23 protein-coding genes and 1 pseudogene are annotated in these 25,076 nt (G+C 52.7%); 12 read left to right on the plus strand and 12 right to left on the minus strand.

The window, feature by feature from the left end:
* Nucleotides 1-42: 42 nt before the first annotated feature.
* The gene (locus tag L2731_RS14930) at nucleotides 43-234 is read left to right on the plus strand and encodes a hypothetical protein (protein WP_220072587.1); all 192 of its coding nucleotides are present in this window, start codon (nucleotides 43-45) and stop codon (nucleotides 232-234) included.
* On the opposite strand, the gene L2731_RS14935 is transcribed toward L2731_RS14930, so the two are convergent.
* The 5 genes from L2731_RS14935 to rimK form a co-directional block, all read right to left on the minus strand.
* Complete coding sequence (locus tag L2731_RS14935) at nucleotides 175-1,122, minus strand: YeiH family protein (protein WP_415837038.1); 948 nt, start codon at nucleotides 1,120-1,122, stop codon at nucleotides 175-177. The two genes, L2731_RS14930 and L2731_RS14935, sit on opposite strands and share 60 nt — an antisense overlap.
* A gap of 172 nt (nucleotides 1,123-1,294) precedes the next feature.
* Entirely contained in the window at nucleotides 1,295-2,665 is a 1,371-nt protein-coding gene (locus L2731_RS14940; protein WP_249253994.1) for a magnesium transporter, read from the minus strand.
* A gap of 129 nt (nucleotides 2,666-2,794) precedes the next feature.
* Nucleotides 2,795-3,220, minus strand: a complete 426-nt coding sequence (locus L2731_RS14945) for an ATP-dependent zinc protease family protein (RefSeq protein ID WP_249253997.1) — start codon at nucleotides 3,218-3,220, stop codon at nucleotides 2,795-2,797.
* Nucleotides 3,221-3,261: 41 nt separating this feature from the next.
* Nucleotides 3,262-4,284 (minus strand): succinylglutamate desuccinylase/aspartoacylase family protein, encoded by a 1,023-nt coding sequence (locus L2731_RS14950; RefSeq protein WP_249253999.1) that lies wholly within the window; start codon nucleotides 4,282-4,284, stop codon nucleotides 3,262-3,264.
* Complete coding sequence (gene rimK, locus L2731_RS14955) at nucleotides 4,285-5,190, minus strand: 30S ribosomal protein S6--L-glutamate ligase (protein WP_239853660.1); 906 nt, start codon at nucleotides 5,188-5,190, stop codon at nucleotides 4,285-4,287.
* 757 nt (nucleotides 5,191-5,947) lie between these two features.
* Here rimK and L2731_RS14960 point away from each other — a divergent pair.
* Nucleotides 5,948-6,907 carry a DUF7822 domain-containing protein gene (locus L2731_RS14960; protein ID WP_239879282.1) on the plus strand — a complete coding sequence of 320 codons (960 nt, stop codon included), beginning with the start codon at nucleotides 5,948-5,950 and terminating at the stop codon, nucleotides 6,905-6,907.
* Between the two features lie 29 nt (nucleotides 6,908-6,936).
* Here the strand turns inward: L2731_RS14960 and L2731_RS14965 are convergent.
* The 4 genes and pseudogenes from L2731_RS14965 to L2731_RS14980 all read right to left on the minus strand — a co-directional run.
* Nucleotides 6,937-7,284: pseudogene (locus tag L2731_RS14965) on the minus strand (transposase); the annotation flags it as partial.
* 214 nt (nucleotides 7,285-7,498) lie between these two features.
* A complete protein-coding gene (gene gorA, locus L2731_RS14970) occupies nucleotides 7,499-8,854 on the minus strand; it encodes a glutathione-disulfide reductase (protein ID WP_239853658.1) in 1,356 nt (451 codons plus the stop codon).
* 131 nt (nucleotides 8,855-8,985) lie between these two features.
* Complete coding sequence (locus L2731_RS14975) at nucleotides 8,986-9,549, minus strand: hypothetical protein (RefSeq protein ID WP_249254002.1); 564 nt, start codon at nucleotides 9,547-9,549, stop codon at nucleotides 8,986-8,988.
* A 160-nt stretch (nucleotides 9,550-9,709) separates the two neighbouring features.
* Nucleotides 9,710-10,486 carry a YjbH domain-containing protein gene (locus tag L2731_RS14980; RefSeq protein ID WP_249254004.1) on the minus strand — a complete coding sequence of 259 codons (777 nt, stop codon included), beginning with the start codon at nucleotides 10,484-10,486 and terminating at the stop codon, nucleotides 9,710-9,712.
* A gap of 331 nt (nucleotides 10,487-10,817) precedes the next feature.
* Between L2731_RS14980 and prlC the strand changes: the two genes are divergently transcribed.
* On the plus strand, nucleotides 10,818-12,857 hold the full coding sequence (gene prlC / locus L2731_RS14985; RefSeq protein ID WP_249254006.1) for an oligopeptidase A: 2,040 nt from the start codon (nucleotides 10,818-10,820) through the stop codon (nucleotides 12,855-12,857).
* Nucleotides 12,858-12,962: 105 nt separating this feature from the next.
* Here the strand turns inward: prlC and L2731_RS14990 are convergent, their stop codons facing one another.
* Nucleotides 12,963-13,466, minus strand: coding sequence for a lactoylglutathione lyase family protein (locus L2731_RS14990; RefSeq protein ID WP_249254008.1), 504 nt, complete (start codon nucleotides 13,464-13,466; stop codon nucleotides 12,963-12,965).
* Between the two features lie 92 nt (nucleotides 13,467-13,558).
* Between L2731_RS14990 and L2731_RS14995 the strand changes: the two genes are divergently transcribed.
* Nucleotides 13,559-14,431 carry a LysR family transcriptional regulator gene (locus L2731_RS14995; RefSeq protein WP_249254128.1) on the plus strand — a complete coding sequence of 291 codons (873 nt, stop codon included), beginning with the start codon at nucleotides 13,559-13,561 and terminating at the stop codon, nucleotides 14,429-14,431.
* Nucleotides 14,432-14,499: 68 nt separating this feature from the next.
* Here the strand turns inward: L2731_RS14995 and L2731_RS15000 are convergent, their stop codons facing one another.
* Nucleotides 14,500-16,113, minus strand: a complete 1,614-nt coding sequence (locus L2731_RS15000) for an AbgT family transporter (RefSeq protein WP_249254010.1) — start codon at nucleotides 16,111-16,113, stop codon at nucleotides 14,500-14,502.
* Nucleotides 16,114-16,996: 883 nt separating this feature from the next.
* On the opposite strand from L2731_RS15000, the gene L2731_RS15005 reads away from it, so the two are divergent.
* The 4 genes from L2731_RS15005 to L2731_RS15020 are packed head-to-tail and all read left to right on the plus strand — an operon-like array spanning nucleotide 16,997 to nucleotide 19,689.
* Entirely contained in the window at nucleotides 16,997-17,566 is a 570-nt protein-coding gene (locus L2731_RS15005) for a LemA family protein (protein WP_041508793.1), read from the plus strand.
* Between the two features lie 16 nt (nucleotides 17,567-17,582).
* Nucleotides 17,583-18,593 carry a DUF3137 domain-containing protein gene (locus tag L2731_RS15010; protein ID WP_041508794.1) on the plus strand — a complete coding sequence of 337 codons (1,011 nt, stop codon included), beginning with the start codon at nucleotides 17,583-17,585 and terminating at the stop codon, nucleotides 18,591-18,593.
* Complete coding sequence (locus tag L2731_RS15015; RefSeq protein ID WP_249254012.1) at nucleotides 18,593-19,321, plus strand: lytic transglycosylase domain-containing protein; 729 nt, start codon at nucleotides 18,593-18,595, stop codon at nucleotides 19,319-19,321. The genes L2731_RS15010 and L2731_RS15015 overlap by 1 nt, the downstream gene beginning before the upstream one ends.
* Before the next feature lie 5 nt (nucleotides 19,322-19,326).
* Nucleotides 19,327-19,689, plus strand: coding sequence for a nuclear transport factor 2 family protein (locus L2731_RS15020; protein ID WP_160796868.1), 363 nt, complete (start codon nucleotides 19,327-19,329; stop codon nucleotides 19,687-19,689).
* A 24-nt stretch (nucleotides 19,690-19,713) separates the two neighbouring features.
* Here the strand turns inward: L2731_RS15020 and L2731_RS15025 are convergent, their stop codons facing one another.
* A complete protein-coding gene (locus L2731_RS15025; protein WP_249254014.1) occupies nucleotides 19,714-20,553 on the minus strand; it encodes a 23S rRNA (adenine(2030)-N(6))-methyltransferase RlmJ in 840 nt (279 codons plus the stop codon).
* 162 nt (nucleotides 20,554-20,715) lie between these two features.
* Between L2731_RS15025 and L2731_RS15030 the strand changes: the two genes are divergently transcribed.
* The 4 genes from L2731_RS15030 (at nucleotide 20,716) to L2731_RS15050 (ending at nucleotide 25,036) form a co-directional block, all read left to right on the plus strand.
* Nucleotides 20,716-21,495 (plus strand): class I SAM-dependent methyltransferase, encoded by a 780-nt coding sequence (locus tag L2731_RS15030; RefSeq protein WP_415837039.1) that lies wholly within the window; start codon nucleotides 20,716-20,718, stop codon nucleotides 21,493-21,495.
* Between the two features lie 51 nt (nucleotides 21,496-21,546).
* Nucleotides 21,547-21,933, plus strand: coding sequence for a hypothetical protein (locus tag L2731_RS15035; RefSeq protein ID WP_249254016.1), 387 nt, complete (start codon nucleotides 21,547-21,549; stop codon nucleotides 21,931-21,933).
* A gap of 646 nt (nucleotides 21,934-22,579) precedes the next feature.
* The gene (locus L2731_RS15045; RefSeq protein ID WP_249254019.1) at nucleotides 22,580-23,074 is read left to right on the plus strand and encodes a hypothetical protein; all 495 of its coding nucleotides are present in this window, start codon (nucleotides 22,580-22,582) and stop codon (nucleotides 23,072-23,074) included.
* Nucleotides 23,075-23,851: 777 nt separating this feature from the next.
* Complete coding sequence (locus L2731_RS15050) at nucleotides 23,852-25,036, plus strand: helix-turn-helix domain-containing protein (protein WP_249254021.1); 1,185 nt, start codon at nucleotides 23,852-23,854, stop codon at nucleotides 25,034-25,036.
* Nucleotides 25,037-25,076: the final 40 nt, after the last annotated feature.

The following is a 25,076-nucleotide window of genomic DNA, read 5'->3' on the forward strand; positions in this document are numbered from 1 at the left end:
TCATTTCGCCAAACTCTTTCGTTAAACTTAAAGGAGGCAAAGATGAAGAAGTGGCTAGTGCTTTTATGTTGCGCCTTCCTGTTGGCGTCCTGGCTCACCACAGGACTAACCCGCTCCCTGGTGGAGCTGGCGGCCTTTATCACCATAGTGACCCTGGTGTGGCGCTACAGCGTCTCAGCTAAAGTTGACGATGTAGAGCAGAGAACCCGCGCCGATAATCAGCCAGAGCAGTAATCCCAGGGCCAGAGGCCGCATTCCTGCCTGGCGCATCTTGCCTATGGTGATCCCCGCGCCAATCATAAACAGGCAGAGCACCAACACACGTTTAGACAGGGCAAAGATGCCGTCATACAGCGCCTGTCCCTGGGGCACCAAGTGCGCCAGCAATATCGCCAGACAGTAGAAGAGAATAAAGAAAGGCACGGCGACCTTGCGCCGATTGCCGCCAAACGCCATGGCACTCACCAGCGCCACGGGCACTATCCACAGGGCCCGAGCCAGCTTGAGTGTGGTGGCGGTGCGCAGCGCCTCGTCACCATAGGCCGAGGCGGCGCCCACGACCGACGAGGTGTCGTGGATGGCGATGGCGCTCCATACCCCAAAATGATACTGACTCAGCTGCAACAGATGCCCGAGGGCCGGAAACAGAAATAGGGCTATGGAGTTGAGCACGAACACGGTCGCCAACGCTATGGCCGTATCCTGGCTGTCTGCCTTGATGGCCGGGGCCACGGCGGCGATGGCACTGCCGCCACAGATGGCGGTGCCCGAGGCGATCATATGGCTCAGCTTGGCATCGACTCTGAGCAGCCTGCCCAAGGCCGTTCCCAGCAGCAGGGTGAAGACGATAGAGCCTAAGATAAGCCCGATATTTTGGCCGCTGGCGCTGATGGCGGCGTCGAGGTGAATGCCGAAACCGAGGCCGATAATGGCGTAGGCCAGTAGCTTCTTGGTCAGGGCGCCGATATCCAGATTGCGGGGCACCAAACCCAGGCTGGCCAGGGTGAAGCCGATCACCAGGGCGATGGGGGAGGAGATCACAGGCGTCAGGCAGAGGGCGCCGGCGACAAAGAAGATCGCCTGAGCGGGGGGAAAGGGCCACTTTTGAAACAATGCTTTCATCGGTTCCATATCTTGTTTAACCAGATGGGCAGGTTTTATCCTGCCCACTGTTTTCGAATGCCGGGTGTTTTACCACAGATTCGAGCCTATTAACCTTACCTATGTCAGGTTTCGCCGCGCCGTCTTGTGCTACGCCACATGCCTCGACTCAAAATCAATGCCAAGTCTCGGGCTAGCTCAGCAGGAGCAGGCTGCCCAGGCCGAGGAAGATGAAGAAGCCTACCACGTCTGTGACTGTGGTGAGGATCACCGAGCCCGCCACCGCAGGGTCGATACGCATCTGCTTGAGCACAAAGGGAATAACCGTGCCCGATGAGGCCGCCGCCAGGCTGTTGAAGACGATCGCCACGAAGATGATGCCACCCAGCGCCAGGGAGGAGAACCACCAACTGACCACCACACCTATGAGGGCGCCCAGTAGCACACCGTTGAAGGCGGCGATCTTCAGCTCCTTGTCCAGCAGCAGGGTGAGGTTGCTGCGCTTCAAGTGGTTTAGCGCAATACCCCGCAGGGCCACCGCCAGTGTCTGGCTGCCAGCGATGCCGCCCATGCTGGCGACCACCGGCATCAGGATAGCCAGGGCCACCACCTGTTGCAGGGCGTCGCCAAACAGGCCGATAACCCAGGAGGCGAGAAAGGCGGTCAGCAGGTTGGTGGTCAGCCAGATGGCTCGCATGCGCGCCGCCACGCCAACCGGGGTGAAGAGGTCTTCCTCATCCTGTGGGGTTTCAGACACCAGCACCTCCAGGCTTCGCTCCTTGAGGCGGTGCATCAGGGTCGACAGGGCAATAGCGCCGATGATCTTGCCGCCTTTCTCCACCGGCACCCAGGCAAAGCCCGCCGCCGGATTAAACTGCTGTGCCGCCTGGGTGATATCCAGCTCGTCGCCTATGGCCTCGAGTTCGGTGAGACACTCAGACAAAGGCGTGGCGGGATCTTCGCGATAGAGCTGCTCAAGTGTGCAGCCGCCGTGAAACTGCCCCTCGGCATCGACGCCGTAGACGGCCACATATTCCCGCTGCTTCTGCTTGTTCAGGCGCTCCAGCACCCGACCGACCGTGGCGGTTGGGCGCGAGCGCAGAATATTGTTGTTTAGGTAACGGCCGACGGCCTCATCCTGGTAGCTCAGCGCCTGCTGCATCTGCTCCGTGGTGAGGGCTTCTTGCTGATCCAGATAGTCTTCGACTATGTCGCCGGGCAGAATCTCGGCGAAGGTGAGGATATCTATCTCTGAGATACGCCGTGCCAGCCCCTGAAGCTGCTCTGGGCTCAGCAGATCTAAGACGTGACGGGCGGTCTCATAGTGCAGCAGGTGCAATACCGCCCAGCCTCTGTCTATGGGGATCTTACGGCAGATAGGCGAACGATATTGGTCGCTGACCGATTCCAGCAGGTCGGCCAGATCGGCATCTGAATAGTCGCTGATAAAGCCCAGCGAGGGCAGTTCTTCGGCCTCGGGATGACTGACAATGTCGATGACGCGGGCGAGTAGGTCGTCTCTGGCCGCTTGATCTGTTGGTGGTATGGGGTCTGGCATTGTCATAGGGGATGTCCTTGGTTGAGCTTGGGGGACAGTGTAAGGGAAAGCCCTTAACTAAACCATTGAAAGCCTGCATTTTACATTGCCACTGGCTCCGCCTGTGCCTGCCTTAACAGGCACTGCAACAGACGGTTAGCCGTTGATGAGAAAACTCTCTGACGGGTCCACCAGAACGCGATCGCCCATCGCCTCTCTGCCTAGCAGCATCAGATAGGTCATGTCCTGGCGATTACTCAGGGTCAGCTCTATGGGCCACTCATGCTCTCCCAGCTTGAGTGTGGTCTCGATCACGCAGCGCTGCTCCACCTCGCCGTTGGATGACTTGATGCGGCGGGAGTCGTGCACAGGGGCCTTACAGTGGACGATCTGCTCTAAGTCATATACATCCGGATGCAGGTCGAAGGCGACATAGGGGCGTCTTCCCACCTTGATCCGTTTGAGGTTATCCACATGCAGGGCCGAGGTCTTGGCGCCCGTGTCGATGCGCACATGCAGATCCTTGATGCCCAGATCCGGCAGATCGCATGCCTCTAAGTTGCCTATGATGATCTTGTTCATCGCTCTTTGTCCCTCAATCTCGCTTAATGCCTCTTCATGCCTTAGATGGTCTGGGTGGTCAGCGGCATTATCTGATCGTTCATTATCTCAATATGTTCGGCCACCTCGTCGGCGGCGCTGCCAAAGTAGGCCACGTGGAACATGGCATCACCCTCCAGTACCAGGGGGATATTCTGCTTGCCGATGACGATGCCCGCGCGGTTGGATACCACGCTCTGGATCAGCTCGCCCAGTGGGCTGTTGATCTCCGCCAGCACCTCGCCCTTCTCCACATAGCTGCCTAGCTTAACAAATTCGCACACGAAGCCGCTGGCCGAGGCGCGAGTCCAGTCGCTGCGGTTGGCGATGAAGGGGGCTATCTTCTTGCGCTGCTGACGCTTACGTATCAGCCCAAGTGACGATAGCACATTGCGAATACCCCGCTCACCGGTCTGAATCGACAGCTCGTCGAATCTGAGCGCCTGGCCTGCCTCATACAGTAGCACCCGGGTGCCCTTGTTAACCGCCGACTCCCGCAGCGAGCCATCACGCACGTTGGCGTTAAGCAGCACTGGTACACCGAAGGCCTGGGCCAAGGCCAGAGTCTGCTCGTCATCCAGATTGGCGCGGATCTGCGGCAGGTTCGACCTATGAATCGCCCCGGTGTGCAGGTCGATACCATAGTCGCAGTGCTGCACTATGCTGTCTAAGAAGGTATGCGCCACCCGCCCCGCCAGTGAGCCCTTGGGCGAACCGGGAAAACAGCGGTTAAGGTCGCGCCTGTCGGGCATATAACGGCTCTGGTTCAGCACCCCATACACATTGACCATAGGCACCAGGATCAGTGTGCCCTTGAGCAGCTTAAGCTTGCTTTGGATCAGGCGACGGATGATCTCTATGCCATTGAGTTCATCGCCATGCACCGCGGCGCTGACAAACACCTTGGGGCCATCCTTCTTGGCCCGGATCACATGGACAGGAATCGAGACCTGAGTGTCAGTGTAGAGGCTGGCAACGGGCAGCTCGAGCTGGTGCTCGGTGCCGGGTTGGATATCGACCCCTGCTATGGTCAGTGCTGAATTCATTTAGCCTTTTCCGCGCGTTCTGTTGGCGTTGGGTTTCGCCTTCTTCTCAATAAATTCATAGATCAGCCCGGCCACGTCCTTGCCGGTCGCCTGTTCTATCCCTTCCAGGCCTGGCGAGGAGTTCACCTCCATCACCACAGGGCCGTTATTAGACTGCAAAATATCTACACCACACAGGTTGAGCCCCATCGCCTTGGCGGCGTTGAGGGCCGTAGCCCGCTCATCTTTCGACAAACGCACCAGCTGGGCCACGCCGCCGCGATGTAGGTTAGAGCGAAACTCGCCTTCGGCCGCCTGACGCTTCATGGCCGCCACTACCTTATCACCCACCACGAAGCAGCGAATATCGGCGCCGCCTGCCTCTTTGATGAACTCCTGCACCAATATGTTGGCCTTGAGACCCATGAAGGCCTCGATCACGCTCTCGGCCGCCTTATTGGTTTCGGCCAATACTACGCCTATGCCTTGTGTGCCTTCCAGCAGCTTGATCACCAGGGGGGCGCCGCCCACATTCTTGATCAAATCCTGGATCTTGTCGGGCTTGCTGGCAAATCCGGTGCGCGGCAGGCCAATGCCCTTGCGTGACAGCAGCTGCAGGGATCTCAGCTTATCGCGAGAGCGGCTGATGGCCACAGACTCGTTGACGCAGAAGGTACCCATCATCTCGAACTGGCGCACCACGGCCGTGCCGTAGAAGGTGATCGACGAGCCGATACGTGGGATCACCGCATCATACTTAGGCAACACCTTACCCATGTAACGCACGGTCGGGTTGCTGCTGGTGATATCCATGTAGCAGTGCAGCGTGTCTATGATATCCACCTCGTGGCCGCGTGCTTCGCCGGCTTCTTTCAGGCGCATGGTAGAGTATAAGTTCTCGTTACGAGACAAGATTGCAATACGCATGTCTACATTCCTTAGTGGTAAAACAAAAAATTAATGCTTTCAAATTCAAAATGATTGCTGGCCTCATGGCGAACAATCTAGGTCGACGGCGCTAGGTGTCGCGTTGGTAAAAGATCACCTAAGCGCGGCCTGCCGCCAGCGGAATAACTCAACTGGTTTAACTATAGCCATAATTGAGTAGTACCGCGGCGGAACGGTCTTTTTTCCTTGGATATCATTCGATTGCCAGAGGTCTTCCATCGCCTGTTTAGGGCGCGACCTTATTGATAAACCCCTGCGGAGAAAAGCTAATTTTTTTTGTCGTGACCACAAGGGATTTTGTTTCTGAACCCTAGGCTCGGCGGGAGTGTTATCTATGCTGGATTTGACTCGCTTTGCAGTGCCGTGCAAGTCACACTTTTGGCTTATGTTCGGTGATTGCTTGCTAGGAGTAGACTAAGGCTGGAGTGAAGGATGAGGCTGATAAATCTGCCTAGTACACTGTCAATTTGATAACCCGCTTTGCGTATTGTGATGCATATAAGGATTTGGATTATCGTGTTGCCTATTTAATGGGAAGCATTGCAGATCTCGCCCTTTTCTTAAAATAAGTGGGTCCCGCTTTGTCTTGGGTAGCTCACTTTTCCCTTGTTATGCTGTGTCATTATTGATATAAATTTCAGATGGTTAAAAAATTTTGCCGCGATCTGTATTAGGTGGTGGTGATTTACATAGGCGGCATTCTCGCTAATAAGCGTTATGTATTTAGGAGTATCATTTGTCAAATCGTTCTTATCTATTTTCATCTAATAGAAAACCTAGTGATAGTAACTCACTAGTATTAACTGGTTTGTCCGAATGGAACTCAGAAATCCCTCTTCTATATAAGATACTTTTTTCAGGAGGGAAAGCTGTGGAATGTAAATCTTTAATCTGGGATTTAGATGAACCTCTAGCACTATCTATCAGTTATGAAACCGCAATAAAAAATATTTGTTATTTTAATGAAATTGTTTCTTCTGTTTATGCATCAGATGTAATTAAGTCAGCAATTCAGTTTTTATTGAAAGATGAAAATAGAGGTCAATTTTTATTATTGGAACCCTATGAAATCTACCTTTTAAATGATGAAGTTGAGTTTGTACAGCAGCGAGACCTTTTAGCCGAACTCCATTTGTTGGACGTAAAAAAAACTGCGGAAGATTTCATTCAGAGCAATCACATAAAGAATAAAAAAAACTTTAAATCAATTTTTAATAAAAACTCGATAGATTGTAGTCAATTTGAAGACTCCCTTATTCTTTTGGGCTTTAACGAGTGGAGCAATCATTTATGCTACGCGCCTTATCCCCCTGAAGAAAAAGTCGATACACCAAGTTATGAATATTCTAAAATTGTTAAATTTGAACTCAGTAACCTCAATTCTTATGCTTGGTTTAAAAGTATTGAAATTAACAGAGATTCTAAAAAAGTTCATCTTGTAGAACATCGAAATAGAAGAGAGTTTATAGCTTTATTAGTTGATGAAAATCGAGATGTAAATGATAGGCTGAATTTTAGGTTTAATATAGAGCCTGAAAGAAAACATGATCTAATGCATGTTTTTAGTTTAATGAAAGGCGTTGGAAAAGAAGATGTATGGAGGCTAAGTTCTTCATCTTTAGAAAATAAAGATGGGGAGATTACCTTGCGGTCTGTAAGTGAAACAGAAGAGTATTCTTTTAAAGAAAATACATAACAAGCGACTGTGGTGTTTAGTCAATATATTTATCCGTTTTTTACGCACCACAGTTCCTCGCTTTTAAGTATGGTATTCAAGATCACGATGAGCTTTCGCATGCAGGCGATCAGTGCTACTTGCGGCATTTTGCCAGCCGCTTTGAGACGCTGGTAATAGCGCTTAAAAACACGATTACACGGTATGGCTGACATCATCGCCATAAACATGACTGTGCGTATTCTATGGAGACCACCACGGATCCTGCGTTTCCCCTTGTAAGAGCCATTTTCGCGGTTCATAGGAGCCACACCAACTAGGGCGGCAATTTCTTTTCGGTTTAGTTTTCCTAACTCTGGCATTTCACTGAGCAGAGTGTAGGAAAGCACTTGCCCCATTCAAGAGGGACAGCCAACGCGTGGCATTTTTATTATGCGTTGGTTTGTGTGATTACGATGTTATGCTGAAGCTTGGTAGCAGCGTTGGCTGCCCCTTAACGCGGCGTTAGCCGATATCTCCACAAGATGAGTACCAATTTTCATCGAGGTAGCATTAAAAAGGCCAGACAGTTGTCTGGCCTTTTGCTGTTCTCTCAATCAAGCAATAAGCGTATTAACGCATGGTAACGAACTCTTCGGCGCCTGTGGGGTGGATGGCGACGACGGCGTCGAAGTCGGCCTTGGTGGCACCCATCTTGATGGCGACGCCGAAGCCTTGCAGTATCTCATCCATGCCGTAGCCGATGCCGTGAATGCCCACGACCTTCTCCTCTTTACCGGCGCACACCAGCTTCATCTTGCAGGCCTGACGGTGAGCGGTAACTGCCGTGTACATAGAGGTGAAGCCTGAGTTATAAACCTTGACGTTCTCCTCGCCATATTGGGCGATCGCCTCTGGCTCGGTGAGGCCCATGGTACCGATTGCCGGGTGGCTGAACACCACGGTTGGCACTAGGCTGTAATCCATCTTGGCTTCTGTCATGCCGTTAAACAGACGCTCCGACAGCAGGCGACCGGCTTTTACCGCAACCGGGGTAAGCTCTATGCCGCCTTCTATGATGTCGCCGACGCAGTAGATGCCCTTGGCTGTGGTGTTTTGCTGTGCATCGACCACCACATAACCCTTGTCGTTGAGCTTAACGTCTGTATTTTCCAGGCCGATCTTGTCGGTGGATGGACGACGGCCGATGGCCCAGATTAGGGTGTCGACCTCATAGCTTTCGCCATTTTCCAGCTTAAGGGTCAGTGAGCCGTCGGCGTTCTTGGTCACAGACTCTGGAATGCTGTGGGTGTGCAGGCTAGGGCCGTCTGTGGCCATAGACTCCATCAGGGCTTCGCTCAGCATAGGGTCGAAGCTGCGCAGCGGCGCATGCTTACGCACAAACAGGTGAGTTTCGCTGCCCAAGGCATGGAGTACACCCGCCAGCTCGACGGCGATATAGCCTGCGCCGACAACGGCCACACGCTTAGGCTGCTCGTTGAGGGCGAAGAAGCCGTCTGAGTCGATACCATATTCGGCGCCCGGAATGTTTGGAATGGTGGGGGTGCCGCCGGTGGCGATCAGTATATGGTCGGCGCTGTAGTGCTCGCCGTTGACCTCTATGGTGTTGTTGTCGACGAAGCGGCCATAGCCGCGCACCAAGGTGACACCATTGCTGTCCAGGCCACGGTCGTAGGCGCCGTGGATACGCTCGATGTAGGCTTCGCGGCTCTCGACCAGCTTGCTCCAATCGAATTTGTTGACCGATACGTCGAAGCCATAGTCTTTGGCGTACAGGTGCATGGCCTCGGCGACTTGGGCGCCATACCACATGACTTTCTTAGGGACGCAGCCAACGTTAACGCAGGTGCCGCCCAGCGCCTTGGCTTCGATCAGCAGTACCTTGGCACCGCGCATGGCCGCACGGTTGGCCGAGGCGATCCCGCCGCTGCCGGCGCCTAAACAGATATAGTCAAAATGTTGAGCCATCTTTTTCTCCAAATTCGACGGATTGCATATGGGGGTCATTGTAGGGGTAAAGCGACAAGCAAACCAGAGGTGTGTGCGCCCTTTAGCAATAGACCCGCGTCAGGGCGTATGACTTTCAAATGAGTTTGCGTTTAGCGCCGATATTGGCATCTGTGGTGATCGCTCTGGCTTGGCCCTTCGGCGCCGCACTTCATGCAGACCCATTCGCTCTGGCGGGCGCGTAGCTCCTTATCCTGGTAGCCGTACTGGTGTTTCTGTTGCCGCTTGAGGCTGTTTTCAAGATGCGACATGCGTTTGTCCAGCCAGCGGCAGCTGGGATCGTCCGCCACATGTTGGCGACTTGCCAGTTGCTGCTTACGACTCAAGGGCTTGATGCGTTTGCTTTTCTGCTTGTTGGTAGAGCGTTTCTCGCGACGCTGCTTGGTATGTGTCGGGCTGGCACTATAGTTAAGGGCGCTGCTGGGATTTTTGGGGATGACGAGTGGATTGCCCTCGCTGTCCAGGGCACCGTCGGCGGGTAGGGTGATCACCTCGGGTTTTAGTTGTTTGTCTTTGGCGTGTGCAGCGCCGAGCGGCAAGAGTGACTGGGTGATGACGCTAAGCATGAAGAAGCTATGGATGAAGAAGCTCTGGATAAAGCGATTGATGGTAAAGCTGGGCGCGAAAAAGTATCGAGGGTGATAGCGGGCAGACATTCCGTGTCCTCCAAGTCAGGGCAGGCACTCCTTGCCTGTGTTAGATAAAGCTAGCTCATGGCGAGCCAGCTTTCAATGAAGGACACAGACTTGGCAGTCGGTTTCAGGCTAGACCCCTAGAACCTAGAACCTGGAACCTAGAGCCCTAGAACCGAGAGCCCTAGAAACTGAAGGTGAGGTGTAGGCCCGCGTAGGTGTTGTTGAGGCTGCCCTTGGCGTCAGGGTTTTCCTGCTTAATATCTTCCTGGGCCAGGGTGCGGCTCAGGTGGCCAGAGAGCACCAGGCGATTGGCCAGTTGATATTGGGCCTCTACACCAAACTGAAAATGGTTAGGGCCATCGTGTTCTTCGGTCACATATTGGAAATCGAATGTTTGGGTGACATAGGGAGTCAGGGTGAGCCTGTCTGACACCGGCCATTCGCTGTGCAGGCTGGCCTCGACAAAATAGCCGCCCGCCTCGGTGGAATAGGTATAGCTCAGCGAGGGGGTTAGCCATTCGATGGCCGTATATTCCATTGTGGCAAACAGCTCGTTGTCGCCACAGCGCTCGTCGCCGTAGGCCTCTATGCGCTGGTAGCCAATGGCGGCACTTAGCTTGTCGCTAAGCTCGAAGCCATACTCCAGCCCCATGTTCCACTCGATATAGTATTGGCTATCGCCACGTCCAACCGTGGTAAACAGGGTGAGATCATCAAACTGCACGGCCGCCGTTGCCCAGTAGATGCCGCCCTTGTCTAAGTTGTTGCGCCCCTCTGAGATATATTTCGAATCCCAGCCTAAATCGAGAATCACCGAGGTCTCAGGGCCTTCGCCATGGCTGATGATGTTATTGATGTGGGAGTCATCGATTGCACCAGTATTAGCCTCTTCGGCGGCGTTGACTGTGCCTGCCAGCATGAGACTGAGAATACAGGAATGAGTGAGCAATTTGTTCATGGGTGTAACACTGAATGTTATTGGGATCGAAATGGATGATAATCGGCTAATTATTAAACATAAATGATAATTGCTCGCATTTGCGATCGGCTTGGCAATATCTGTGATGTAAGTGACAAGTATATATCGCCTTGCTCTAGATCAAGGTTTTTCCTCTAGCTCGCTGCTAGGTGTTCACTGCTAGGTTTAACTCATAACTGTCAGGCGCTGTTGCTAATTGTCACTTTGGGCGCTCATGCCCAGGAGTCTATCTAGTTTACCCAAGATGCTTGAATAGTCGCCCAGTCGCCCATATGTAACCTCAATACCCTAAGATTGACGAGGACACCAGATGAGTAACCCTTTGCTAAGCGGCAGTGAATTACCGCTATTTTCGCAAATTAAACCCGAGCATATTCAGCCAGCCGTCGAGCAGGGGATTGCCAATTGTCGCCAGAAGATCGATGAGGTGCTTGCCAGCGGCGGCCCCTACACCTGGGACAATCTGATCGCCCCGCTAGAGCAGGTAGATGACGAACTGAGCCAAATTTGGTCACCCGTATCACACATGAACTCAGTGCTTAGCACAGAGGAGTGGCGCGCCGCTCACGATGCCTGCCTGCCACTCTTGTCTGAATATGGTACCTATGTGGGGCAGCATCAGGGCCTATATCAAGCTTATAAGGCGCTCAAGGAGTCCGATGAATTTGCCAAGTTGAGCCAGGCGCAGCAAACCAGCATCACTCACAGCCTGCGTGATTTCGAGCTGTCAGGTATCGGATTGAACGATGACGATAAACAAACTTATGGAAAATTGGTTAAACGTTTATCTGAGCTAACCAGTAGCTTCTCTAATCAGCTGTTAGATGCCACTCAGGCCTGGACTAAGCTGGTAACCGACGCCGAGGAGCTGGCCGGTTTGCCCGAGTCTGCCATTGCCGCGGCTAAGGCGATGGCCGAGGCCAAAGAGCAGCAAGGCTGGCTGTTCACCCTGGACTTCCCTTCTTATCTGCCCGTGATGACCTACAGCGACAATCGTCAGCTGCGCGAGGAGTGCTACCGCGCCTTCGTCACCCGCGCCTCGGATCAGGGCCCTAACGCCGGTGAGTTTGATAACGGCCCCTTAATGAATGAGATCTTAGATCTGCGCCATCAGCTGGCCAATCTGTTGGGATTCGACAGCTTCGCCCACAAGTCATTGGCGACCAAGATGGCCGAGACGCCGCAGCAGGTGCTGGATTTCCTCAACGAGCTGGCGGCCCGCTCTAAGCAGCAGGGTCAAAATGAGCTGGCCGAGTTGACCGCATTTGCCGAGAAAGAGTTTGGCGTGACCGAGCTGGCGCCTTGGGATCTCAGCTACTACGCTGAGAAACTCAAGCACCACAGATATGAGATCTCCCAGGAGCTGCTGCGCCCGTATTTCCCTGAAGATCGTGTGCTGTCGGGCCTCTTCTATACAGTGTCTCGTCTGTTTGACCTGACCATAGAGGAGCAGGAGCATTTCGACAGCTGGCATAAAGATGTGCGCTTCTTCCATATCAAAGACGCCGAGGGTGAGCACAGAGGCAGCTTCTACCTGGATCTCTATGCCCGCGAGGGTAAGCGCGGCGGTGCCTGGATGGACGATTGCCGGGTGCGCCGACAAACCGCCAAGGGCCTGCAGAAGCCGGTGGCTTACCTGACCTGTAACTTTAACGCCCCTGTCAGCGGCAAGCCTGCGCTGTTTACCCATGATGAGGTGACGACGCTATTCCACGAGTTTGGCCACGGCATACATCATATGCTGACCAAGATAGATGTGGCGGGTGTGTCGGGCATCAACGGCGTGCCTTGGGATGCGGTGGAATTGCCGAGCCAATTCATGGAAAACTGGTGCTTCGAGGAAGAGGCGCTGGCCGAGATCTCCGGACATTTCGAGACCCACGAACCGCTGCCGAAGGCGATGTTAGACAAGATGCTGGCGGCGAAGAACTTCCAGTCGGGCATGATGATGCTGCGTCAGCTGGAGTTTTCGCTGTTCGACTTCCGCCTGCATCTGGAATATGAACCGGCCGAGGGTGCCCACATTCAGGCCAAGCTGGATGAGGTGAGAGATCAGGTTGCCGTGGTCAAGGCCGCCGACTTTAATCGCTTCCAACACAGCTTTGCTCATATCTTTGCCGGTGGTTACGCCGCGGGTTACTACAGCTACAAGTGGGCCGAGGTGTTGTCGGCCGATGCCTTCTCTCGCTTCGAGGAAGAGGGGATCTTTAACGCCGAGACCGGACGCAGCTTCCTGGAAAACATCCTCGAGATGGGCGGCAGCCTGGAGCCGATGGAGTTATTTAAGCGTTTCAGAGGCCGTGAGCCACAGATCGACGCCCTGTTGAGACACTCGGGCATTCAAGGCTAATGCTGTTCTGATTAGTCTACATAGATGCAAAAAGGCCACTCCGCTAAAGGGTGGCCTTTTTTATGGGCTAGTTTTTATGAGCTAGCGCCTGTTGGTTCATCTTAGCTAGTAGGCGCCCGCGCTGTAGGTTAGCTCATAGCTGTGGCTGTAGATCTCTAGGATGTTGCCGAAGGGATCTTCCATGTAGATCATGCGGTAAGGCTTCTCGCCTGGGTAGTAGTAGCGAGGGGCCTTCATGCGCTTCTTACCACCTGCGGCGACAATCTTCTCTACCAGGCCTTCGAGATCCGGGTCTTGTACGCTGAAGTGGAATACGCCCGTCTTCCAATATTCGAAGTTATCCTCAGGGTTTTGCTGATTGGCAAACTGAAACAGCTCGACGCCTATCTTGTCGCCGGTGGCCAGGTGGGCGATACGGAACGATCCCCAGTTGGCACCGAAGACGTCGGTACACATCTCGCCGATTGGGCTGTCATCTTCCACAATTTCAGTGGGTTTCATGATGAGATACCAGCCTAACACCTCGGTGTAAAATTTGACGGCTGCCTCGAGATCCGGCACCGAAATACCTATGTGAGAAAAGGTTCTTGGGTAAGTTGTGTTGTTCATACTATGCTCCTGTTGGTGAGTTGGGTATAGATTACAAATCGCACAGAATTATGTAAAATTATCAAAATTTATAATTTTGAGTACAAATTGTGATGATTAATCCCGTCTGGTTGCGCAGCTTCTGCACCCTGGTGGAGCTGGGTCATTTCACCCGCACCGCCGAGCGCCTGCATATGACCCAATCCGGCGTCAGCCAGCATGTGCGTAAGCTGGAAGAGCAGCTAGATACCCAGCTGCTGCTGAGGGAAGGCAAGAAGTTTTCCCTGACTCACGCCGGCCGCCAGCTATACCAGCAGGGGCAGGCCATACTGCAATCCCTGGCTCGGCTGGAGCAGGGGATCAAGCAAGATCCGCCCTTCGCCGGAGAGGTACGCCTGATGTCCCCCGGCAGCGTCGGCCTCAAGCTCTATGGCGAGTTACTGGATTTACAAAGCGTGCACCCCGAGTTGTCGCTGGATTACCGCTTCGCCTCCAACGCCGGGGTTGAGAGCGCCATCACTGCCATGGAGGCGGATATCGGCCTGATGACCCGTCAGCCAGAGCTTACCGAGGTGCAGGCCGAGCCGATTGCCAAGGAGGCGTTACTCCTGGTGACGCCAGCTAGCCAAACGTCTCTCTCCTGGGAGGACCTGCTAAAGCTGGGCTTTATCGATCATCCCGATGGCGCCCACCACGCCAAGTTACTGCTGGGGGCTAACTACCCCGAGTTTGAGCACATTGATCAGCTGCCTAAGCGGGGCTTCTCTAATCAGATTGGCTTGATCTTAGAGCCAGTGAGCCGTGGCCTGGGCTTTAGCGTCTTGCCCGCCTATGCGGTGGAGGCCTTTGCCCGTCAGGATAAGATAACCGCCCATCGACTGCCCGTGGCGGTTAGTGAGACCATCTTTCTTTGCCGCCGACGTCAGGCCGTGCTGCCGAGACGGGTCGGTTCGCTGAGCGAGGCCATTAAGGCCTGCCTGGCTTAGAGAGGCAAGGTCTGTTCTGGTTGAGTAAGCGAGCGAGGCCGGCGGAACCACCGGCCTCGCAACTTTTCTTACGGCGTGTAGTAGGTTGCCGCACCCGGACCGACCGGCAGCCCGAGGGCGAACACCCAGATGAAGAAGAAGCAGGTCCAACCGATAAAGAAGACGATTGAGTAAGGCAACATGGTGGCGACCAGCGTACCTATGCCCAAGTGTTTCTTATACTGGGAGGCCACCGCCAGGATCAGGCCGAAATAGCTCATCATTGGGGTGATTAGGTTGGTGACCGAGTCGCCGATTCGGTAGGCCGCCTGAATCGTCTCTGGCGCATAGCCAACCAACATCAGCATGGGCACGAAGATAGGCGCCGTTACCGCCCACTGCGCCGAGGCGCTGCCCAGCATCAGGTTGATGAAACCACACATCATGATAAACAGCAGGAACACCAGCGGCCCCGTGAGGCCGATGGCGTTGAGGGCGTCGGCCCCGGTGACCGCCAGCACGGCACCCAGGTTAGTCCACTTGAAGAAGGCGACAAACTGCGAGGCAAAGAACACCAGCACGATATACATGCCCATGGTACTCATGCTGTGGGACATGGCGTCGATCACGTCTTTATCCCGCTTCATGGTGCCCACCACCTTGCCGTAGACCAGGCCGGGAATGGCGAAACAGATGAAGATGAAGGCGACTATCCCCTTGAGGAAGGGCGATCCCGCGACCAGCCCAGTCTCTGGATGACGCAGCGGCGCGTTCTCCGGCACCACAGAGAGCGCCAATATGCCGCCCAATACCAGGATGGAGAGACCAGCCATCTTGAGGCCCTTGATCTCCAGCGGCGTGACGCCATCCATCTTCTGGTTGTGCAGATCTATACTGGCCTCGCTGGGATCATACTTACCCAGTTTGGGCTCGACGATCTTCTCCGTGACCAGGGCGCCGAGAATGGTGATGACGAAGGTTGAAGCAAACATGAAGTACCAGTTGACCTCTGGACCCACTAAATAGTCGGGGTCGATCATCTGCGCCGCCGCTTCGGTGATGCCCGACAGCAGAGGGTCTACCGTGCCCAGCAGCAGGTTGGCGCTGTAGCCGCCAGAGACACCGGCGAAGGCCGCCGCCAGACCCGCCAGGGGATGACGCCCGAGGGAGTGGAAGATCAGTGCCGCCATGGGGATCAGCACAACATAACCCAGCTCGGCGGCGGTGTTGGAGACGATACCGGCGAAGACTATGGTGAGGGTCACCAGACGCTTAGAGGCGCCCATCACCAGGGTGCGCATCGCCGCCGACAGCAGGCCGGAGCGATCGGCGATGCCAACCCCCAAGAGGGCCACCAATACAGTGCCTAAGGGAGTAAAGCCGGTGAAGTTGGTCACTAGGTTGGAGACTATCATCCTCAGGCCTTCGGCATTCATCAGGCTGACCACATGGATCAGGCCATCTTCGCCGCGTCCCGCCGCACCGACCGGACGGGGATCGTTTACCGTCAGCTCGAAATAGCCGGCGATGCCGCTGATCACTATGATTGCGGCGCAAAACAGGGCGAAGAGGGTGATGGGATGGGGCAGGAGGTTCCCCAGGTGTTCGACCAGGTTGAGAAAGCGGACGAAGAGGCCGTTCTTGTTCGTCGATGGTGTCGGGGGCTGACTGGCCGCAAGACCCTCTTCTTGTTTGGAGCTCATGGTATTTCCTTCATCTTGGGCATCTGGGTGCCCTTATATTTCTGACCGCCAGCAGGCGGAGTGTTAGCACTTTATGATGAAGGAATTGCTTTAACTGAAGCTTAATTTGCGCTAATCGGTCAATCAAGTGACTTGGGGGCTGGGGAGGATGGGGAGTTTGGTATAGGCAAAAGAAAAGCCCGGCTTAGTCTAAGCGGGCCAATAAAAGGATGATGATTAAAACCAAGCCCTGGGGGGAAGATTGGGTTGCCTCTTGGTTGATTAAGATAATAGCCCAGGCTGGCTGTACGAATACTGAACAGGAAACATGTTGAGATAACCTTGGTATTGATTGGGGAATCATTGATGGAGTCGGCGCAAGGTGTAGTCGAGTTGGGTGGCTCGAATTAAGGAAGTGCGAGGGAGGTTGCACTGTCAGTTAAGCTTTCTCATTGCTCAAACTCTGTGCAAGTAGCAGCCATGACCTGAGCGCTGGATAGACAGTCTCTATGAAATATGCAGCAAATCGGCTGATTTTTGCCCTAAAGCCTCACTGACTGTCGGTAAAGCGTGTCATTTTGACCATTAGCTAGGGGATGATTTTGAAACACCAGTATTAGGTCAATCTGTATAGTATTGTCTTACATGGCTATTTGTATTGATTTTGTTACTTGTTGTGCTTTTTGCCTTGAGCCGGGTTAAAAGTCGTGAAGCTAGGTGAAAAGGATACTTTTACGGCAAAATTGGCGTGATAAATATCATTTTCGGTGAAAAAAGATGAATATAGCAGCAGTGAGATGTCGAAAGCGGCGTCGATAAATTGCTGGAAATCATCGCGAAAATCGGTGAAGCTGGTGCGTTAACCAACGAGATATAAGAATAACTATAGGGAAGGAACTCAAAGATGGAAGGTTTGTTATTAGGCCTTGGCCTAGTCGTTATTATCACCTACCTCTGGTATGTCAGCCTGATCAAGAAGCGTAACGTGGTTCGTGAAGCCTTGTCGGGTATCGATGTGCAGCTGAAGAAGCGCGCCAATCTGGTGCCCAATATTCTTAAGATTGCACAGAAATTTATGGATCACGAGAAGTCGCTGCTTACCGAGATCACCGCGCTGCGTGCTCAGGTAACTGCGGGCTATGATCTGAACGATGCCGATGCCATCAAGGAGCATCTGGGATTGGCCGGGCAGCTCAACAGCAAGATGGGCCAGCTGATGGTAAGCGTCGAGAACTACCCCGAGCTTAAGTCTGACAAGACCATGGTGCAGGCGATGACCACCTACAGCGAGGTCGAGGAGCATATCTCGGCGGCGAGACGTTTCTACAACTCGGCAGTGTCTGAACTCAATACCGCGGTGGAGATCTTCCCCGGTTCCATTATCGCCTCCATGGCCAAGGTTAAGGTGATGCCTTTCTACGAAGCCGATGAAGCGTCGAAGACGCCGATCGATGCATCCGACTACCTGAAGTAACCCGAATCATAGCTCAATGAACCCAGTAAGCTTTATTCTCGGGGCGCCGATTAAGGCGGAGCGTCAACCGCAACGTCTGTTTGCAGACCCCGATGAGCTGGGTCAGTTTAAGGCTTACTATGAAGAACATATCGAGCCTCTGACCCGTAAATTTGAAAACCATAGGATCGCCAGCCTCAAGGCGCTGCGGGGCCGCCTCTATACCAGTCTGGCAATCCTCCTCGGCGTGGCCGTGCTGATCCTGCTCTTTAGCCTGTCCGGTTATCTCGAGGTCCCCTGGGTCTTCTTTATCGTCTTATGCCTCCCCTTTGGCTGGTGGAGTTATCGCCCCCTGAAGCGTTATAAAAGCGATGTGAAGCGCGAGGTGTTCCCCAAGATCTTCCGCTACTTCGGCCATGACTTTATCTTCAGTACCAGCCACAGCATGAGCCTGACTCAGCTTAAGCGCTCTAAGCTGCTGCCTGGCTATGACAATGCTAAGTTTGATGACTATGTGCAGGGCACCTATAAAGGGGTCGAGATTGCCATCAACGAGCTGTGTTTAACCAAGCAGGTCAAGCGTGAGAAGAGTACCGAGACGGAAACCGTGTTTCGCGGCGTCATGGTGCAGCTCAGCAGCCATAAGGCATTTAAGGGGCATACCGTGGTGGTGAAGAATCGCGGTGGCCTGGTGAATTTTCTCTCCAGCAGCTTTAAGCGCCTGAGCCGGGTTAAGCTCGAAGATCCCAGGTTTGAGAAGCAGTTTGACGTGTTTTCAAGCGATCAGATCGAGGCGCGATACCTGCTTACGGTCGGTTTCATGGAGCGTCTACAGTCACTGGCCAACCTGTTTTCCGGTAAGATCCAGTGCGCCTTCTACGAAGACAAGTTATTGATCATGTTGCAGAGTGGCGATAACCGCTTCGAGATGGGCTCCATCTTTAATGGCGCTACCTTCGAGTACGAGTTTAGTCAAATTAACCGCGAGATGAAGCAGCTGTTTGCTATGATTGAAGTACTCAAACTCGACCAAGACATTGGATTTTAATGCCTGCTGCCGCGCCCCGTACTCTACATTTTCCCCTAAAGCTGGTCTGCCTTGGGCTCGGCCTGCTGTTATGCCAGCAGTTTGCAGTGGCGCAGTCGGAAAAGCCGCGCTACAAGGCGAGTTACTCTAAGCATGGCATCTTAAACAGGGGCGAAGCCACACGCTCTAGCGAGACGGGCGATAGCAAGATCAAGGTATATCAATATACTCAGGCTAACGGAGTGGTGGCCTTTGCCGACCATGCCCCGGGCGACAGGGATTTCAGGGTGCTGTCGTATGAGTGCTATGCCTGTAAACCCGACTCGACTCTCGACTGGCAGAAGATGCCGCTGTTTAGCGCCGAATATGATGAGCTGATCTCAAGAGCGGCTAAGGCTCATCATCTAGACCCCGCGCTGATCCGCGCCGTGATCCATGCCGAATCCGCCTTTAATGTGTTTGCCCTGTCCCGTAGCGGTGCCATGGGGCTGATGCAGCTAATGCCAGATACCGCCAAGGCGATGGGGGTGAAGAACCCCTACCGCCCCGAGCAGAATATCGACGGCGGCGCCCGCTACTTAGCCAAGATGCTGGCAAGGTTCGATGGCAATATCGATCTGGCCTGCGCCGCCTATAATGCCGGCCCTACCACAGTGACTCAGTACAAGGGGATCCCGCCCTATCCGGAGACCCAGGCCTATGTGAAACGGGTCAAGATACTGATGAAGCGTTATCAGAAGCTGGGGTGATTAAGATGCAGCAGACCATTATCGAATTGGAACTCGCGCTGCTCAGCCCAGAGGTGCGCTGCGATGCCAATGTGCTCGATGAGCTGATCCATGCCGACTTTTTGGAGGTGGGTGCCACGGGAATCAGCTTCGGCAAGCCTGAGGTGTTGGCGCGCCTGCCCAAGGAGAAGCCACCGGTATTCAGGGTGAGCGATATGCAGTATCGCTTGCTGAGCGAAGATCTGGTCCAGCTCAACTACCGCGCCTGTTTTAAGCCGGTAAACGAGGTAGATAAGCGTTATTCGCTGCGCACCTCGCTGTGGAAATGCAGTAATGGCCGATGGCAGATGATCTACCATCAGGGCACGCCCTGCGCGCCCTTCTTCTAAGCACTAAAAGTATTCGTTACGGCGCTATTCGCCCACTTCCCAAGTGACCTGCACATGGCCGCCGCCCTGATTCAGTAGCGGATCCAGATATGCCAGCGTCGTCTCGGCTATCTCATCGAGCTGCCAGGGGGGATTGATCACCCACAGGCCTGCCGCCGTCATGCCAAATTCCTCGCTGTCGGGTCTAATCGCCTGTTCGATACGTAGCTGGCGCTTGATGCCGCTCTGCTTCAGCAGGTCAAACATGGCCTCGGTCTGCTCGCGTTTCACCACGGGATACCAGATCATATAGACGCCGGTGGCAAACTTCTTGTGCGCCTTGATCACGGCCTTGGCGACCTCCTGGTAGTCGCTCTTTATCTCGTAGCTGGGGTCGATAAGGATGACGCCGCGGCGTTCCAGTGGCGGCACGGCGGCAAGTAGCCCCTTCAGGCCATCGCCCTTGATCACCTTGATCTGCTTGTCACCGCCCAGTTGCTCATCCAACAGCTGATGGTCGGCGCCGTGCAGCTCATGCAGCACCATGCGATCATTATCTCTTAGGTTCATGTCGACAAAAGCGGGGGAGCCCGGGTAGAGCTCCAGCTCGTCTGAGCCATTGAAGTGTTTGATATCGCTTATGTATTGGCAAAGTGCCTCGGGCAGTTCCTGCTTGTCCCACAGCTTGGCGACCCCCTCTAAATATTCACCCGTCTTCTGGGCAAACTCATCGGATAGCGCATAACCACCGGCGCCCGCATGGGTATCGATATACACCATGGGCTTATTCTTCTTATGCATCAACTTGAGGGTTTGCAGCAAGATACTGTGCTTGAGCACATCGGCATAGTTTCCGGCGTGGTAGCCGTGACGATAACTTAACATGAAGATTCCAGATGGTGAGGGCGCTAGCCTGATAGGGCGATTATAGGGGGGATGCCTGCCCAGGTACAGCAGCAGGCAGTAAGCCTCGCTAACAAAGACCATATTCAGCGCGGCGCAGTTTTGGCATAATGAGGGCGTTATTTCTTAACTTATTGAGCCAAAGTGACTGCATCATCGACCAAGCCCGCATCTGTGGGGATCTTTTTTAATCGCCAATACCCGACCCTGGAAGCCGTGTGTGATCGCTGGGGGCTAGTGTTCGACAAGGACGCTCAGTTCGAGCTGGTGTTCGAAGATAACTGTCTCATCTTAAACAAGCGCGACGAGCCCAAGCTCAAGGGCATATTGGTGGATTTTGTCACCGGCGCCGTGGCTCACAGGCGTAAGTTCGGTGGCGGTCGAGGCCAGGCGATAGCCAAGGCGGTGGGCCTTAAGCAGGGCGTGACCCCGAGCGTCGTCGATGGCACCGCAGGCCTTGGGCGGGACGCCTTCGTGCTCGCCAGCCTGGGCTGCAAGGTTACCATGGTTGAACGCAATCCCGTGGTGGCCGCCTTGCTGGAAGATGGTCTGCGCCGCGCCTATGAAGATGCCGATATCGGCCCCTGGATGCGTGAGCGCATGCATCTGGTGCATGGTTCCAGCCTGACGGCGTTGGCCGAACTGGGTGAGCAGGTGGATGTGGTCTATCTGGACCCTATGTATCCCCACAGAGAAAAGTCGGCCCTGGTGAAGAAAGAAATGCGGGTGTTCCAATCGCTGGTGGGCGCCGACCTCGACGCCGACGGCCTGCTGGCTCCGGCCATGGCCCTCGCCAGTAAGCGCGTGGTGGTCAAGCGCCCCGACTATGCCGACGACCTCGACGGCGTTAAACCCAGCACCCGCATCGAGACCAAGAAGAACCGCTTCGATGTCTACGTTAAGGCCGCGATGAAGAGCGAGTAGTGTCTAGAAAGTTGATGGCGATTCATACTCCTCGAAACTAAGGTGATTAGTGTGAGTTTAGTGGATTTTATTAAACGCTACTTGTCTAGTAGTTATAATAGAAAGGTTAAGAGTTGGAACAAGAAGGGGGCAATGTTTTTTGTGAAGTTTGACTTTGTCATTACTCTCACGCAAATATTTTTACCACTGGCTTTGATAACGGCTGTGTATATATTAGGGGATTGGCGTTGGGTGGTATTTACAGCACCGTTTTTGGGCGGGGTGATGGAGTATATTTTATCTCTTAAATATCAGATTTATAGAGATATTGAACTCTATGGCACTAATGATGGATTTGATACTTATTGGCTTGTGATTTTTCTGGCGTTTATGGGAGTAATGACCGCTGGGGGGATATTGATATTCCTCAAAGAAATAGGATATTTCACAGTCTACTGAGTCTAAAGTGAACAAGCGTTACAGAACAGAAAAATAGGCAGCTTTGCTCGCCAGCAAGCCCCATATACTTGGTAATGCTATTCGGTTAAGCATAGTGGGTAATGCGAGCACAATAACCCAAAGGCATAGCGTTCTGCTTTAAAGATTAACTAGAGCTAGTAGATGAAACCGGACGGGTCATCCGAGAAGATAAGCGAGGTGCTATCTCAAAAAGTGCAGAGAATATCTTGCAACGAATTAATGTTGTCGCAGAAACCTGGCTTATATTAACGACTGATTTTGGCAAGCCCTTTAGAGGGCCTGTTGGCTCAGTGCAAGAGCTTGATGACTATTATACCCACCTAGAAAAACGACGAAGGCACTTTGCAAGCAGTTGTCAGCATCTGTAACTTAGCTAGTATTTAGTCGTCTCCCACTTTTGCACTCGGCCTGTTACTTAGGTCAATTTGTGATGCCTTAAATTCTGCCTTTTTGTCTTATTTCTATCAAATCCACCCTATCTGACGCTCCGCTCGCAGCCATCTCAATGAGCGTTCTCATTTATGGGGCCTTCCTGGGGCTGTATAGGAGTAATCTGGAAATAATGGTGCTATGTTATTGATTAACTTTGGGTGGCTTGCTTTTTTGTGGGCAAAGAGTCTTAAAGATGAACAAGTATTGGTTGTTATTGGTATTAGCTTTCGGTATCGAGAGTGTCGGTTTTTGTTCCGTGGCAGAAGAGACTCACGAGAGTGCAGATGAGATTGTGCTAGATTTTCTGGCTGATCTTGCACAGATTCAGGTCGAGGAAGGCGAGATTATTGCAAGTAAAATAAATAGTATTTATAGAAGTTCACATTGGGTTGATGTTTCCCTAGGAGATATGCGCAATGTGGACACCTCTTTTGTCAACGCGCCATTTTTAAGCTTAGTAAGGCTGAATGACGGGAAGGTTTTACAATCCAAGGTTGTTGATAAATATGCATGTGTATTTGTCGCAAATAAGGGTGTCATTGGTGGTTTTTCTTTAGTCTATGAAGATGGATGGAAGTTTATGGCTCCATCTGTTTATTGGGAAGACCAGAAGCTTCCGAAAGAGTGTTCAGCATTGAAGTTTGAACTGGGTGTAACTGCTACGGAATTTATTACTTTAAAGGAATGAGCGTGGCTTAATAGCTTTCTTGGGATTTGAGTGGGCCTCTTTCTATAGATATTTCTATGATTATTGGAAGTGAAGCCGTTTATTTAAAGCTAAGTTTAATTGTGTATAAGCCCCAATAATCTTCGGGCTTTTTCTTGCTTGTAATTTGGTTTGTGAAAATCGATGAAGTGTTCAGTGCTTGCCTGAGGGGCAATGTTGATCTGTGTCGCCAGTTAGGGCGACAGGTACTATCGATCGCAGCTAGTTCTTGCCACTCACTATGCAGCGTTGTCAGTGGATTTTAAAATATCCGGGTGTTGTAAAAGTACATGTCATAACCATGGTCTGAAAAAGGCTGCTCTTATTTGTCAGCTTATGGTTATATTTTATGTCAGGTTATGATTGCATCTTTTGGCTAAGTGATTGAAAACTGGAGGCAGCCTATGTCAGCTTATGCTTCTAGCGACAAATTAACTTCCAGCAGTCACCGCGATAAAGCTTGAAATGACCTTTCCTTCGGGCCTGAGGCTTTTATGGGTTCTGACCTGGGGTTAGTCATACTGACTTTTTGTTCTTTAAAAACAGCATTAAACAACCCGACTTGTGTCGTTTTTTTCGTTTGAAAATGAGACACCCTGTTTTCTTTTAGGTGCGAATCAAGTTAGTGTAGACGGCTATCCGGTTCATTGTTTTCAATTGTTTGCCGACTCTTCGGCTGCGTCGCTTTGAGATCTGAAAACCGGAATACCTGCCCAAGGCTTGATTTTGGGATTTCATAACAAGTAACACGAAGAACCTATGCCGATTTTAATCCAATACCTTTTTGCCATCGGTTCCTTTCAAGGCGTTTTAATGGCGTGCCTGTTAATTGTCGGCGGGCAGAACAGTCAAGGCAATCGCATATTGGGAAGCTGGTGTCTGTTTCTTGCGTTGCGCTTCTTAAGCGCGTTCATTCCCATGAATGGAGAATTGAATGCGTTTTCCGACCTTATCGGCTGGAGTTATTTTTTACCGGCGGGTTACGGCGCCCTGCTGTTTTTGTACTGCCGCCATGCGCTGATGGAACAAAGGTTTCGCTACCTAGACTTGTGGCATTTTACACCTCTGCTTATTTGCTGGGGACTTAATTTGGATATCTTGCTGGCACCGGCGGAAAGCAAATTAGCCATGGTGCAGTCCGGAGGGCCCGAGTCGTGGCGCTTTGAGCTAAGTAACTTGATTTTATTCTTTCAGGCGTTTATTTATCTCGGGTTCACTATCGGGCTGCTGCATCGGTGTCGGATTAAAGCGGCGCAAACCCTGTCGGACTTCAACCCAGCTATTTTTACCTGGCTGTGGAAATTGTTGGTTCTGAATGGCGTCATCTGGCTTTTCAAAGCCCTGGGAAGTCTCAGCACCGATTTTTCGCGACTCTCAACCTTAGGCGATCTCTTGATCGTGATTTTGATCTACAGCATTGCCCTGGCCCAGTGGCGTAACCCCAGATTGTTCACAATAGCCAAACTGGCGGAAACGCCGAATATCGATGACGTTTCGACATTGCAGACCCATTCGGGTGACGGGAATATTCAGGGGCAACAGACGACCGACAAACAGAGCGGGGTGCTTACCGAGGGCATTCGCTGTAACCTTTCGAATGTCGTCAAACAGCATATGGCCGAACACCGTCCCTACCTAGATAACCAGCTGACGTTGACGCGTCTGGCAGAGGCCGTTGGATTGACGCCCCATCATTTGTCTGAGGTGTTGAATCAACAGGAAAGTAAAAACTTTTATCAGTTCGTCAATCAGTACCGCATCCATTATTTTTGCGAGAAATTGCGGGCGGACAGTTCTGCTAAACTGCTCGACCTCGCTTTGGAATCCGGTTTTTCATCGAAGAGCACATTTAATGCCGTTTTCAAACAGTTCACCGGGAAAACGCCCAGTCAATATCGCGAGCAGTTGAGCCGGGCCGTACAAATCGAGTCCGGCTCGGCCTAGTTGTACGTCCGAATCGGCCGATTCAGGCGCATTCTCCTTT

Origin of the sequence: Shewanella aquimarina, from assembly GCF_023349185.1 — a bacterium.
Taxonomy (GTDB): Bacteria; Pseudomonadota; Gammaproteobacteria; order Enterobacterales; family Shewanellaceae; genus Shewanella; species Shewanella aquimarina.

Coding starts and splice junctions, on each gene's coding strand:
- L2731_RS14930 (WP_220072587.1), top strand. CDS start 43: ATGAAGAAGTGGCTAGTGCTTTTATGTTGCGCCTTCCTGTTGGCGTCC.
- L2731_RS14935 (WP_415837038.1), bottom strand. CDS start 1,122: ATGAAAGCATTGTTTCAAAAGTGGCCCTTTCCCCCCGCTCAGGCGATC.
- L2731_RS14940 (WP_249253994.1), bottom strand. CDS start 2,665: ATGACAATGCCAGACCCCATACCACCAACAGATCAAGCGGCCAGAGAC.
- L2731_RS14945 (WP_249253997.1), bottom strand. CDS start 3,220: ATGAACAAGATCATCATAGGCAACTTAGAGGCATGCGATCTGCCGGAT.
- L2731_RS14950 (WP_249253999.1), bottom strand. CDS start 4,284: ATGAATTCAGCACTGACCATAGCAGGGGTCGATATCCAACCCGGCACC.
- rimK (WP_239853660.1), bottom strand. CDS start 5,190: ATGCGTATTGCAATCTTGTCTCGTAACGAGAACTTATACTCTACCATG.
- gorA (WP_239853658.1), bottom strand. CDS start 8,854: ATGGCTCAACATTTTGACTATATCTGTTTAGGCGCCGGCAGCGGCGGG.
- L2731_RS14975 (WP_249254002.1), bottom strand. CDS start 9,549: ATGTCTGCCCGCTATCACCCTCGATACTTTTTCGCGCCCAGCTTTACC.
- L2731_RS14980 (WP_249254004.1), bottom strand. CDS start 10,486: ATGAACAAATTGCTCACTCATTCCTGTATTCTCAGTCTCATGCTGGCA.
- prlC (WP_249254006.1), top strand. CDS start 10,818: ATGAGTAACCCTTTGCTAAGCGGCAGTGAATTACCGCTATTTTCGCAA.
- L2731_RS14990 (WP_249254008.1), bottom strand. CDS start 13,466: ATGAACAACACAACTTACCCAAGAACCTTTTCTCACATAGGTATTTCG.
- L2731_RS14995 (WP_249254128.1), top strand. CDS start 13,559: ATGATTAATCCCGTCTGGTTGCGCAGCTTCTGCACCCTGGTGGAGCTG.
- L2731_RS15000 (WP_249254010.1), bottom strand. CDS start 16,113: ATGAGCTCCAAACAAGAAGAGGGTCTTGCGGCCAGTCAGCCCCCGACA.
- L2731_RS15005 (WP_041508793.1), top strand. CDS start 16,997: ATGGAAGGTTTGTTATTAGGCCTTGGCCTAGTCGTTATTATCACCTAC.
- L2731_RS15010 (WP_041508794.1), top strand. CDS start 17,583: ATGAACCCAGTAAGCTTTATTCTCGGGGCGCCGATTAAGGCGGAGCGT.
- L2731_RS15015 (WP_249254012.1), top strand. CDS start 18,593: ATGCCTGCTGCCGCGCCCCGTACTCTACATTTTCCCCTAAAGCTGGTC.
- L2731_RS15020 (WP_160796868.1), top strand. CDS start 19,327: ATGCAGCAGACCATTATCGAATTGGAACTCGCGCTGCTCAGCCCAGAG.
- L2731_RS15025 (WP_249254014.1), bottom strand. CDS start 20,553: ATGTTAAGTTATCGTCACGGCTACCACGCCGGAAACTATGCCGATGTG.
- L2731_RS15045 (WP_249254019.1), top strand. CDS start 22,580: ATGAACAAGTATTGGTTGTTATTGGTATTAGCTTTCGGTATCGAGAGT.
- L2731_RS15050 (WP_249254021.1), top strand. CDS start 23,852: ATGCCGATTTTAATCCAATACCTTTTTGCCATCGGTTCCTTTCAAGGC.